The 13,020-nt window shown below is 37.4% G+C and carries 10 protein-coding genes; 8 read left to right on the top strand and 2 right to left on the bottom strand.

The window, feature by feature from the left end; genetic code table 11:
* Positions 1-52: 52 nt before the first annotated feature.
* Positions 53-3,160 (bottom strand): type I restriction endonuclease, encoded by a 3,108-nt coding sequence (locus KG732_RS06195; RefSeq protein ID WP_213521584.1) that lies wholly within the window; start codon positions 3,158-3,160, stop codon positions 53-55.
* A gap of 311 nt (positions 3,161-3,471) precedes the next feature.
* Here KG732_RS06195 and KG732_RS06190 point away from each other — a divergent pair, with 311 nt between their 5' ends.
* Entirely contained in the window at positions 3,472-4,374 is a 903-nt protein-coding gene (locus KG732_RS06190) for an endonuclease/exonuclease/phosphatase family protein (RefSeq protein WP_300980343.1), read from the top strand.
* 194 nt (positions 4,375-4,568) lie between these two features.
* Here the strand turns inward: KG732_RS06190 and KG732_RS06185 are convergent, their stop codons facing one another.
* Positions 4,569-5,273: a hypothetical protein gene (locus tag KG732_RS06185; RefSeq protein ID WP_213521583.1), complete on the bottom strand. Its 705-nt coding sequence runs from the start codon at positions 5,271-5,273 to the stop codon at positions 4,569-4,571.
* Between the two features lie 152 nt (positions 5,274-5,425).
* On the opposite strand from KG732_RS06185, the gene KG732_RS06180 reads away from it, so the two are divergent.
* The 7 genes from KG732_RS06180 (at position 5,426) to KG732_RS06150 (ending at position 12,983) form a co-directional block, all read left to right on the top strand.
* Entirely contained in the window at positions 5,426-5,611 is a 186-nt protein-coding gene (locus KG732_RS06180) for a hypothetical protein (RefSeq protein ID WP_213521582.1), read from the top strand.
* A gap of 11 nt (positions 5,612-5,622) precedes the next feature.
* Positions 5,623-5,799 carry a hypothetical protein gene (locus tag KG732_RS06175; RefSeq protein ID WP_213521755.1) on the top strand — a complete coding sequence of 59 codons (177 nt, stop codon included), beginning with the start codon at positions 5,623-5,625 and terminating at the stop codon, positions 5,797-5,799.
* 35 nt (positions 5,800-5,834) lie between these two features.
* Positions 5,835-7,466 carry a tetratricopeptide repeat-containing sensor histidine kinase gene (locus KG732_RS06170; protein ID WP_213521581.1) on the top strand — a complete coding sequence of 544 codons (1,632 nt, stop codon included), beginning with the start codon at positions 5,835-5,837 and terminating at the stop codon, positions 7,464-7,466.
* Between the two features lie 591 nt (positions 7,467-8,057).
* Positions 8,058-10,709 (top strand): cation-transporting P-type ATPase, encoded by a 2,652-nt coding sequence (locus KG732_RS06165; RefSeq protein ID WP_213521580.1) that lies wholly within the window; start codon positions 8,058-8,060, stop codon positions 10,707-10,709.
* Positions 10,710-10,963: 254 nt separating this feature from the next.
* Positions 10,964-11,782, top strand: coding sequence for a universal stress protein (locus tag KG732_RS06160; protein ID WP_213521579.1), 819 nt, complete (start codon positions 10,964-10,966; stop codon positions 11,780-11,782).
* 284 nt (positions 11,783-12,066) lie between these two features.
* Complete coding sequence (locus tag KG732_RS06155) at positions 12,067-12,204, top strand: hypothetical protein (protein WP_213521578.1); 138 nt, start codon at positions 12,067-12,069, stop codon at positions 12,202-12,204.
* 50 nt (positions 12,205-12,254) lie between these two features.
* Complete coding sequence (locus tag KG732_RS06150) at positions 12,255-12,983, top strand: MauE/DoxX family redox-associated membrane protein (RefSeq protein ID WP_213521577.1); 729 nt, start codon at positions 12,255-12,257, stop codon at positions 12,981-12,983.
* Positions 12,984-13,020: the final 37 nt, after the last annotated feature.

Genomic DNA, 13,020 nt, shown 5'->3' with positions numbered 1-13,020 from the left:
CATGTCGAGCGCAGTCATCACTGTCATGTCGAGCGCAGTCGAGACAGGTTAATTACGCCGTTCTCCCATAATACTCATCCATATATTCTTTTACAATAATATCAGTAATAAAAAGTGCAGTTTCTAAATCAATATCAACATTGCCACCTCTATCAAATTCTTTAACGACCAGTCCTGCGATCACTCGGCCAAAATAAGCCTCGTTTTGCAAGGTATCGCTTCGGTTTAAAATCGTGACATCAGTTTCATCTTTTACACGTTGTAGTGCTTCTATAATCTCGTTTTTTAACTTAGACGGTTTTCCTGCCTCTAGCAATCGTTTTTGAATACGCACATATTTTTTATCGCCTTTATACTTATCGCGTAAGGTTTCATTAATACGGTTCAGTTCTTTAACTCTAGTATAGATCTTTTCAAGATCCATGATATTGCGACGCATCTCATCTTGAGAAACCTCGTTGATGTTCTTGCTATTAAAGAGTCTTTTTAACTCTTCATAGAGCGTGATGTATTCAGGATCTTTAGGGTCAAAATTACTAGCAAGTCCTTCTCGTGTGCGTTTTAATGTGTTTTTAAGTTGGTCCCCTAATATCAATTCTTCTTCTCCTACTTTATGAAAATCAAACATGATGTCCTCTAGGGCTAGGTTTAATAGATTCCCAACTTCTTCATTATTTTGCATCGCATCTTTTGCATTAAGCAATTGGTGCCTGTTAGACGCCTCAATGCGCAAATCACTCAATGTGGTAAAGTCCATGGACTCTAGTAAATCATATTCACCCACCAGTCGTATCATATTGTATAATACCCGCACATCTTCCAGTGCTTTCTTAAGTTCGGCTACTTTATCTACATCACTTATTTGATTGATTTGTTGAGAGAACACCTCACGATTGGAGAGGTTATAATCTGCCAGCACTTCCTTAGCAGCGACTATGCGTTCTCGCATCTCATCACGAGACATGAACAAGTTGCTGTAATGTTCTTCTTCTGTCCCCAGAACATCTTGCAGTTCGTCAAAGTAGTCTTTATTGGTCTTATCAAACTCTTTACTGATGTCAGCAAAATCTACTACATAACCATATTTATAACTTTTATAAGCACGGTTAACTCTGGTAAGCGCCTGCAATAAATTATGACTCTTGATGACTCTGGTTAAATAGAGTTTTTTTAACCTTTTAGCATCAAAACCTGTAAGCAACATGTTATATACAAAGAGAATATCTACATCGCCATCCTTAAAGGACTCTCGCCAAGCCTTCAACTCGTCTTTGCTTCCACTATTATGTAATATCAGTTCAGCTCTTTTTACTTTATGGCTGTCAGCAAGTTTAGTGATATAGCTCGTTGGTTCTTCGGCTGCTATTAGTAATCCGTTTGTTTCTTCTTCTTGTTCCGCTTTCGCGAAAGCGGAATCATTCAAAGCGTACTTATCATTAAATATCTGGTATAACAAGGTCGCCTGTTCACTGCTATCACATATGACCATAGCACCTATACTGCTGTCATTCTCTGTACGGCGCATTTTTTCAAAATCACGCACCATATAATCCAGTAGTGGCTCCACATAAGAAGGATGAGCAGTCACCAATTTCTTATTACCAGAACCTTTTTTAAATTCCAGTTCATCGAGCGCTTTCTGTAAGGTCGCTTTATATTCGGTTTCTATTTCCTCACGTATGAGTTTAAGCGTATAACCGTCTGCAATACTTTTATTGTAGTAATACTTATGAATATAATCGCCAAAAAGGTATTTGGAACTCAAAGTCTCCCCTATTAAAGGAGTTCCTGTAAGGCCTATTTTAATCGCGTTTTGATCGCTTTGCTGTAGATTAGCTAGAAAACTACCTTTAGGATTGTAGCTGCGGTGTACTTCGTCAAGGAAATAAACTCGTTGCACATTTATATCATAATCAGTAGAAGTAGTTGCATTAGGGTCGTCCTGAAATTTATGGATATTAACCACTGTAATTTCTCTTAATCCTTTATCATTATCTACAGCACCAGCTTTTTTTAAATCCTTTGCAAAGGCCTCGCGGCTGCTAACTTTATGAACTTTTAAACCACGCTTAGTAAATTCATCACTAGCTTGTATGGCAAGATCTATTCGATCCACAATAAAGTAGAACTTTGCGATGACACCTTGTTTTTGAAAATAGTCTGTAAGAAAGTGAGTATTGTAATACGCCAGTGCTGTTTTACCGCTTCCCTGCGTGTGCCAAATGATTCCTTTACGTATTCCTTCATCCAGTTTACTTTCAATAGCCTTAGTAGCAAACAACTGCGGATAACGCATGATGTGTTTTTGTAAACCGCTGGTTTCTTTTACATAAGCCAGTCCATATTGCAGGATAAAAGCGAGACGTTCTCGGGATAGCATGCTGGATAGCATCGCATTTGTAATCGTATCTGGTTTTTTATTATCGGCAAATTCTGGTATGTATTTAAGAGTCTGGTAGTTGTTATCCTTAAGAACTAGATCTTCATCTATAGCATCTTCTGGAAGCAATAGCTGCTGTAAATTTAAAACTGTTTCCTCTCTAAAATAATTGAATATAGGATTTCCATAAGATGCTGATGCATAATAAGCGCCTTGCCATGGCTCTATCTCATTATCATCATATTCCATATTATTCGAGAATATCATAAACTGAGTAAGGTTAACGAACTTTCGGAAACGCTTATTCTTAAAACGATCATTAATTCGCGATCGCTCTGCAATGACGCCATTTTTATTATTTGGCTTTTTGACCTCTATAAAAACTAAGGGCATCCCATTAATCAAACAAATCACATCTGGTCGGAAATTATCCTCCCCATTTTTATAAGTGAGCTCTGTACATACGTGAAAAGAGTTGTTGGAGAAGTTTTCAAAATCAATCAATTTTTTTCCAGAGGTAGCCATCAGTGATTCAAAGAATACTTTACCTAAATCCTCATTTTCTAAGGTAAGTGCTACTTCTTTATACCACCTTTTTATATCATCATTACTTAAGCCAGGATTGATACGCGCTATAGATTCTTTAAATATATCTGTAAAGATGTTATTCTCTTCATCATATACCGCATCTTTTAAAGATACATACTCATAACCCAACCTCATTAAATGCAGGATAGCTGGAATCTTTACTCTGGTATCTTCGTTATGATTTTTACTCATAGGCTTAAATAGGCTTTGCTTTTGCAAATAAAAAAAACCTAAATCACACACCTCTAGTTTTGTAAGAAAAAGCATTGATTTAGGGATTGTGAATATAAGGAATGAAATTTAATTTTGCTTATGGTCTTAGGCGTTTATCTAAGATGCTCGTGGTTTTTAAACACTAGATCTCAGAAAGCAGTCCGTAAATTGACTTTCCATTTTTCAGTCTAATAATACGATAAGAAAGGGATGTTGGTGTACGGCTTTCCGTAACTCAGATTAAATAACTTATAAATACCTTTGTTCTTCGGTTTCTTTACTAAATCAAGATGGGAGGCCAACTAATTATGTTAGTGCCGCTTTCGCGAAAGCGGCATACCTTTACAACCTATTCTTATAAAAAATCTAATATGAGTGTCAAGCAGCTATTCCTTTTTCTAACCTTATTTTTATGCCTGTCCCACCTCAGCCTAGCTCAAGAGGAGATCTCTTTGGTTTCTTGGAACATCAGAGATTTTGGCAAGACCAAGTCTGCCGAGGAGATCGAACGTATGGCAGAGATTTTAAGAGATTATGACATCATCGCTATTCAAGAAGTGGTGGCTGGTTATGGAGGCTCGCAAGCGGTGGCACGACTGGCTGACGAGTTGAACAGAAAAGGGAGTAACTGGGAGTATGCCATTAGCAATCCTACCAGCAGCCCTGCCTACAAGACCGAGAAATACGCTTTTTTATGGAAAACCAGTCAAGTAAAAGTGGTAGAAAAAGCAACGCTGCTCGGTGTTCTTAAAGATTGCGTATATCGAGAGCCTTATCAAATTAAATTTAAAGTGAAAGGTAACCTAGTTACTATTCTTAACTACCACGCAAGAAAACAAAAGGAGCTGCCAGAAGAAGAAGTGAGCTGTATAAGCGACTACATCATGCATCATCAAACAGAACACATCATTCTGGCGGGTGATTTTAACTTATCCATGGATCACCAAGCCTTTGAAAAATTAAAAGAAGCTCAGTACGATACTTGCGCTACTGCTGGCAGCACTTCCTTAAAAAGAACTTGTAAAGACAACGAGTACCTGCATCAACCTATGGATCACATCATTTATGATTCTCAAAAAAACGTGGTGACTGATTGTGGCGCTATAGATTTTGTTCAAGAATGTGACCGACTAGAAAGCAGTAGAATGCTATCCGACCACTTGCCGGTGTATATGAGATTTATATGGAAGTAAGCTACCCCCTATAAGCCCAGTAGGTACGCTTCTTTAAAGCGTCCAGATAGCAAATGAAATAAGGCCCACTCTATTTTTATAATTACCTAGGATGTACGGAATACCATCTTGGAGCAAACGCCACCCATACTTAATAAGAACACCGATATATCTATAGGTGTTTTTTTATGTGCAAAAATTCTTTAGGGATTCTTTCAAACATACTTATCAATCATGCAAGGGGTGATAGGTTTCAGGGTGTTACCAGTTTCAGGATGTAGGCCTAAGTCTGTAAAAACCTCCAATTCTTTGTCGCTGTTTTTCCCGTACCAAAACCTCACACTTTTATCCTGGTTAAAGAAAATAGTTGCACAAGTTACCTCCACTTTTTTAAAGGATAAGATCCTTTCTTCTTTATAAGGCTGTAGTTGCTTCACACTATACTTTTTTACATCAAAATCAACCTCTACATAATGATCTTCCTGCCATACCATCCAGCGCAGTCTAGTGGAATAGTTATATATAAATAGGGAGATCAAAACCAACGCACTTACTGCAACTGCCATCCTCACTGGTGTAAAAAACTTAGTGCCTCTTTTAGGTGCTAAAGGCTGTATTTCAGTTCCTTCTCCACTGATTCTTTTTACAAATTCCTGATAATTATCGCAATCCAAATAGTTACATAGCCCGTTGATTACCGCGAGCTGCTTGATACTGATATCCTCACTTGTATCGTTCAATTTTTCTGCAGCTCCTCGATACATCCTCAAACTCTTTTCCCCTAGATTGAAGCCTTTTTCCTCCTCCAGGTAGTCAGACAGTTCGGTGGCCATTTGAACTAAAGAAGGCTTTGTAACCCCTCTTTTTTTGATTTCTTTTTCCGCTTTAGCGAAAGCCTGCAACACTAAAATTTTATTCATATAGCTGATATTCAGATTCATAAACTCTGGAACTAATTAGGAACTCATTTTCCAAATACGTTCCTAAAACATTCCTACTCTTTTCCAACCATCCTAGAACACAAATCTTTCATTTGTCCAAGAATTGATAACCGCTTTACTCGCAATAAGGCTTGCGAATATTGATTCTGCCGTGGAGCTGCAACGTAACAAGAGATGAGCAATTGGGAAGTACTGATCTCTTTTACTTCTGCCTCTCCATACTTCCCAAAGAAGAGGACGCTCTTCAAAATCCAGCAGGTGCTGCTGTAAACAAATCTGAAAAAATTTCGGACAGCAGCACTAGTGCCAAATTTTAAACACCTCAAATATGAAAAAATTAGTAGTAGTAATCCTTATGCTCGCCGTTTATTTCTCTTTATTTTCTTGTACCCCAGAAAGTTTTACCGATCCTATAGAAGGCGTACAAGCTTGCTGTAAAAATGAAGGAGGCGTTGAAACACCACCTCCACCTCTACCTCCTCCTTCAGATAATAATGGTAATTAATCCTACATTTTAAATTTAGGTAGTATTTTAGAGGAATGAAAGCACCCCTTATTTCATTCCTCTTTTTTTGTCTTTTATTTCTTTTAAGCTATACATCAAAAGCTCAAGAAACCGATAGTTTAGCTTATTACTCCAGCAAAATTAACAACCCCTTACAACCTAATGACCTGGCTAAAGCGTATCAATTCTTTACACAGCTTAGGATAGATAATTCTGAAAAAAAAGAACATAGAACCAGGTTGATTTATGCGATTCAAAACCTGGCGCGCATTCAAATGCAATTGGGCTATAACTCTGAAAGTGAGCTCTTACATCTAGAATGCATCGACCTTTTAACTGAGCTTGAAAATAAAACCGACTGGACCAAGTCCTGTTATACTACTTCCATTAGTGAGCTCGGCATAATTTATAGGGAAAGAAAGGATTATTCACAATCATTAGCTCTTTATGATGAAGCCTTAACCACCGCCAGCTTGCCTGTTGATATAGCGATCCTGTTGAATAACAAGGGATATGTCTACGAATTCAAAAACGAACTAGAAACCGCTTTGTCTTTTTATAAAGCCGCCTATAGCAAAGCCATAGAAAGTGCTAATACGGTAGAGATCGCTAGAACATTAAATAATTTGAGTTTTATTCAATCCCAACTCCATATACCCAAAGCAGAAAAAGGGTTGTTAGAGGCTTTAGACTTAAGATTAAAGGATAAATACCCCAATGGATTGATATCGAGTTACAACCGCTTGACTCGTTTTTATAAAGAAGCCAATGACAGCTTAAATATGAAAAAATATTCTGATAAGTTTCTTGAAATAGCTCGTATAACCAAAGTTCCTGAGCTTTTACAAAGCGCGCTGCGATTAAAAGTAGAATCTGGAGAATCTGAATACGCTTTAGCCTACATTGCGCTAAATGACAGTCTTAATAACCTGCAAGAAGAGCAACGCAATAATTTTAATTATTACGTTTATCAATACGATAAAAAAGAAAAAGACTTTCAAGATAGTCAACTCGATAAGGAGCGACTTCTTTACCTCTTGTTGTTTATAGCTTTAGCTTCCCTATCTATTTATTTTATCTTATCCTATCAACACAAAAAAGAAAAATTACAGGAAGTCTATAATACGGAAACTCGCATCTCTAGAACGATTCACGACGAGGTTGCCAATGATGTTTATCATGTAATGACCCAACTACAGACCGGTTCCAACAGCAGTATAGAATTATTAGACACCCTAGAAAACATTTATAAGAGAACCAGAGATATTTCAAAACAAAATAGTGCTATAGATCTCAACACTCCTTATACAGAGTTGCTTAGCGACCTTTTTTTAAGTTACCAAAATGAACAGATAACTATCCTAACCAAAGGGCTTCAACTCATGGATTGGAAAAACTTGAAAAATATTCAAAAATCTGGTCTTTATAGAGTGTTTCAGGAACTCTTAACCAACATGAGAAAACACAGCGAGGCTAGTTTTGTGTTCATCAACTTTAGCTCTATGGGAAATTCGATGACCATCACTTATAAAGATAATGGTGTGGGAACCACTCTTGTAAAAGGAAATGGCATTCACAATATAGAAAATCGGATGCATTCCATTTACGGTAACATTACTTTTGAATCCGAAATAGGGCACGGTTTTAAATCAACCATTAGAATTTAAAAGTCCATTTTAGCAGGTGATTGTGTTCTAGTAGTTGAGAATCTATTGATTTTAGCACCCTTAGAACATAATAGGAGCATTCCAACCGCTTCGATAGTCGGATGCCTAAAGTCGCCTATGTGAACGCTATTCCCTCATTAATATAAAAAAACAAGTCATGTTGTTCCATTCTATAAATCCAATGGACAAAACATCAATTGAAAAGCAGTCCCACTTGTGATAGCATCAATTTGCGGAAGGGATTTGAAGTAGTACTGTTGCTTGTAATGATTACTTGATCCAGGTCAGGCTTACGCAACAGAACTACATCAGCGTTTTGAAAAGGAATTATTTATTGGTAGACTCCTAAAACAGATGTTGCATTCGTCTCCTGCCTAAATAACCCCTGCCACAGGGATGTTTTTTTATCCAATCCGTTAACTATATAGTTTTTACAACAAGAGAATCGTAGCCAATAGATGAAAAAACAACTGTGTTTTTTTCAGATTAAGAGGGGTAAGTGTTATTTTAGTAGTGATGCAACTATTTTAAATACAAGTATTTACAAAAAATAGCTGTACCCATACAAGGACTCCAATAAGGTAACATAAAATGGAAAATGAAAACAACACCTATCCCATACCATTTCCTCATTCTGAGGACCTAGAAAAAATTACTCAACTTTTTCAAACGAATCGACAAAGCGGCCTAACAGGGCAACAAGTAGAACAAGGAATTAAAAATTACGGTTCCAATAGCTATAAAGAACAACAACAAAAAAGCATCTTTTTGGTCCTTCTTACCCAATTTAGAAGCCCGATCGTTTTATTATTGGTAGTAGCTGCCAGCCTTTCCTTTTTTTATGAACATTGGCTGGAGGGATTTTCCGTTATTGCGGTACTATTTATTACCGCGGCCTTAGGTTTTTTCATGGAGTTACAGGCACGCAGATCCATGAATGCTTTAAAACAGATGGATGTGAACATTTCAAAAGTTATTCGAGACTACAAAATAGCCGAAGTACCCTCTGAAAATCTAGTGCCAGGTGATATTGTGCTTTTAGAGGCTGGGGATATTGTACCTGCTGACGCTCGTATATTTGAAGTTCATCAATTAGAAGCAGATGAATCTGCTTTGACAGGAGAGTCGTTACCGGTAACCAAAAAGCTGGCGTCCCTTGAAAAAAACACTGCTATAGCCGAACAGGCTAACATGCTTTTTAAAGGCACAGCGATTGTAAATGGCAATGCCAAAGCCATTATAATTGGTACAGGAATTCACACGGAATTGGGCAACATCACCTCCCTAGTAGAAGCTGCAGCACAAAGTAGTACTCCTTTAGAAAAAAAACTACAGGACCTCACAAAAAAACTAATTTGGATCACAAGTATATTTGCTTCCATTTTTGTTATCACAGGAATTCTTCAAGGTAAGGAGCTCTATCTTATTATTGAAACAGCATTAGCACTAGCTGTGGCAGCTATTCCTGAAGGATTACCAATAGTAGCCACCATTGCATTGACCTATGGAATGCTGCGTATGGCCAAAAAAAATGTGCTGATCAAAAGATTAGCGGCTGTAGAAACTCTAGGGGGCATCACCACCATTTTTACTGATAAAACGGGAACACTGACGGAAAATAAGATTAAAGTCAGCGATCTTTATGTTTTTGAAGAATCCATAGCTGTAGAAAAAAATAAAATATGCAGTGACCACAACCAAGTTATTGTGGACCAGCTGCTACTAATCTCCACCTTATGTAACAATGCAGTAATCCAGAATGTAGGAATTCATAAAAAAGAACTGGGGGACCCCATAGAAATTGCACTGTTGCAATTTGTAGCTGATAACAACATCGATTCTGATCAACTCAACAAACAGTATCCACGTGTGACAGAGGAAGCTTTTAGCTCTGAAACTAAAGTAATGGGAACCTTGCATAAAAATGGCAGTACCAACTTTGTAGCCGCTAAAGGAGCTGTAGAAGTGCTTATAGAAAAATGCAGTACGTTTAGTAAGGAAAAGAAGGTAGAAAAATTAACCAAAAAAGAGAAAGAACTATTTTTACAAAGAGCAGAAGAACTACAGGCACAAGGCACACGAGTACTTGCTTTCGCCTTCAAAGAAGCTACAGATATTCCCAGCCATAAGTTTTTGCAGGATTTAACTTTTGCTGGTTTTATTGGATTTTTAGACCCTCCAAGAATAGAAGTAATAGAGGCCTTAGAATCTTGCCGGGATGCCGGTATAAAAGTAATCATGATTACCGGCGACCATCCTGCAACTGCACTTCACATCGCCGAAAAGATACAATTATCCAATAAAAAAAATATTGTTATTACTGGCGAGGAATTGAAAGGCTCCCCATCCAAAAACAGATTATTTGCTGCCACCATATTTGCAAGGGTTGACCCAAAACAAAAGTTAGATATGGTGAGCCTTTATCAAAAAAAAGGGGATGTTGTCGCCATGACTGGAGACGGTATCAATGATGCTCCAGCTTTAAAAAAAGCAGATATCGGTATTGCGATGGGGTTGAGGGGAACGCAGGTGGCAAAAGAAACCGCAGAGATGGTACTGAAAGATGATTCGTTTAGTTCTATTGTTTCAGCTATTGAACAAGGTAGGGCCATCTTTCAAAATATTAAAAAATTTTTAGTGTATTTGCTTTCCTGTAACTTGTCTGAAATTTTTATTGTCTTTGGTTATGGCTTGCTCAATTTCTCTTTCTCCATTCTCCCCATGCAGATTCTTTTTCTCAATTTAGTAACTGATATTTTCCCTGCACTAGCTTTGGGAATGGGAAAAGGCAATGAACTCACCATGAAAAATCAGCCGCGTCGTCCTGGTCAGGGCATTATTGTTAAAAAGGATTGGATCAGCATTATCATTTACGCCATTTTAATGGCCTTCCCTATTATGGGAGTTAGTTGGTATTGCCGTTATTACCTGAACTACGAGCTAAAGGTATGTAACAACATTACCTTCTTTAGCCTAGCACTAACGCAATTATGGCAAGTATTCAATCTGCCCTCAAATACAATATCATTTATTAAAAATGAAGTTTCCAGCAATCCATTTGTTTGGTACGCTTTGGCGCTTTGTATACTTATAATGGGTGTTTTTTACCAACTAGACCCATTAAATGAAATTCTTGGCCTTGTAAAAATAGACACCATTGTTTGGCTCTTGATCGTTGGAACCAGTTTGACACCTGTTGTATTCATTCAATTTTTAAAAAGAGTCTTAAAAGTCATTGACTAACTAGTATGTTTTAGTAATCACTGAACCTAACCCATCTATTGGAGCCACTATAGTAACTTTTTAAGAGCTTTCTTTATCAGGTATTCTTTAAATCGACTAAAATGTACCAATGAATACATCCAATACGTAATTTAGGGAAGTGCTTCAAGAAGTTCTCTTGACAAAGAAGATATAAAGCAACCCATCATGAATATCAATACCATTTAGAGGAGATTGGTTGTAGAATGAATTAAATTTAGACCAAACTATACCTCATGAACAACATTATCATTCCAGTAGACTTTTCAAAATATTCGGAATACGCTTTAGAGATAGGCGCCTTGCTAGCTAAAAAACACAACGCAACTCTACATGTGCTGCACATGCTCGAATTGTCAGACTCATTGATCACTCAATCGGATAGTGACAACAAGAATGAAATGATGTTTCTATTAGCTCTTTCTCAAAAGAAATTTAAACCGTTTTTAGATAAAGATTACTTAGAAGGAGTTGAAGTAAAAACCATGATCAAACACCACAAAGTATATAAAGAGGTAGATGAGTTGGCTCAGGATATTGATGCCGACCTAATTATTATGGGATCGCATGGTCTAATGGCACACGAAGGTATCTTTGCTGGATCAAATGCTGAAAAAATGGTTAGAAACAGCACCACTCCTGTCCTCACTGTAAAATCAAAGCCTAAAAACTTCAGCCTTAATAAGGTAGTTTTTGCAACAGATCTGACCGAAGAAAGTGTAACATCGTACAAAAAAGCTGTTCAACTATTTTCAACTTTAGGAAGTAAGTTACATGTGGTTTATATCAATAGACCTCATAGCGACTATATCAGCTCGAAAGAATTTAAAGAACTGACCACCCAATATGCTGCTGCCGGTGGTACTGATCAGGTAGCGTTTATTTCTGACTATACGGTGGAAGACGGATTATTACAATATGCCGAAGAGACTCACGCCGACTGCATCGCGGTAAGCACTCATGCAAGAAAAGGGCTTTTACACTTCTTTAAAGGAAGCATCACTGAAGATATCGCCAATCATTCCTCCCTTCCAGTAATGAGCTTTAAGATTTAATCAATAAAAATGCTGCGTTAACGATCGATTAAAAAAAGAATCTAAAATAATTATAAGCCTTCTTCCTATTGATTTTTTGTTCAACTACACCAGCTCATGGGACATGACTTAACCCATACCCTGATTGTCGTTAAGCTCCTCTTATATGATAAAACTAGGAGAAAAAACAAGTTAAATTCAATGGAGGCGTCCCTCAAAGGATTCTATTTTTTTTAAAGGAGAATAGGATATCTTTGAACTGGCTTAAAGATGTCAAAGTGCGTAGGTATAAAAGCCTTAGGTAAATGAAAAAAGGGTATGTTCAACAAGAGACATGTTTAAATGATAGGCTTATCGATAGAAGGATGTTAACCTTTACCTTTGCAGCAACTACTATATCTACCTGTATTACAACACCACAAGAACCTCCTGTAGCCAGTTAAATAGACTCACCTTTGAGTTTAGTTTTTAAATTTTATCTGCCAAAGAACTAATGAAACATACGTATCAAATAGCTGGAATGACCTGTAATGGCTGCCGCAGTGATGTGGAGAAAAGACTCAATGCTATCCCTAGTGTAAAGGAAGCCATGGTTACATTAGAAAATGAGCAAGCTGTAATTCTTATGGCTACTCATACAGGTATTAAAACCTTGCAAGAAGCATTGCCTAAGAAGTACGTCATTACGGCAATGACAGCAACAGAAGTGGCAGATTCCAGCTCGGGTCACAGCCCGACCATTAAAATGGAGACGTCTAAATGGGTGCAACTACTGCCCCTATTTCTTATAATAGGTTACTTATCGGTTGCAACGGTATTGCTCAACTATCAAAGAGAACACTGGGACGAAGCCATGCTGGATTTTATGGGCTTGTTCTTTATTGTTTTTAGCTTTTTTAAAATGCTAGACCTAAAAGGCTTTTCAATAAGTTTTGCTAGGTATGATCCCTTAGCTAAAATAACCTCAGTTTATGCTTGGGGGTATCCGTTCCTAGAAACCGCACTTGGATTGATGTTTTTGATGCGATTTGAAATAGATATAGCACTTATAGCTACGTTGATCCTTCTAGGAATCACTACTATTGGTGTGACTAAAACACTACTAGATAAAAAATCCATTTCCTGCGCTTGCTTAGGAACAGCTCTAAAATTACCCATGACGGAAGCAACCTTTATAGAAAACGCCATCATGATCCTTATGGCCATTTTCATGTTATTTTAAAGATTCTAAGGAGGCCTTTTTTGGTTGATCAGCTACC

This window comes from Nonlabens sp. (genome assembly GCF_018401815.1).
Taxonomy (GTDB): Bacteria; Bacteroidota; Bacteroidia; order Flavobacteriales; family Flavobacteriaceae; genus Nonlabens.
This window is presented reverse-complemented; position numbering and strand designations above follow the sequence as displayed.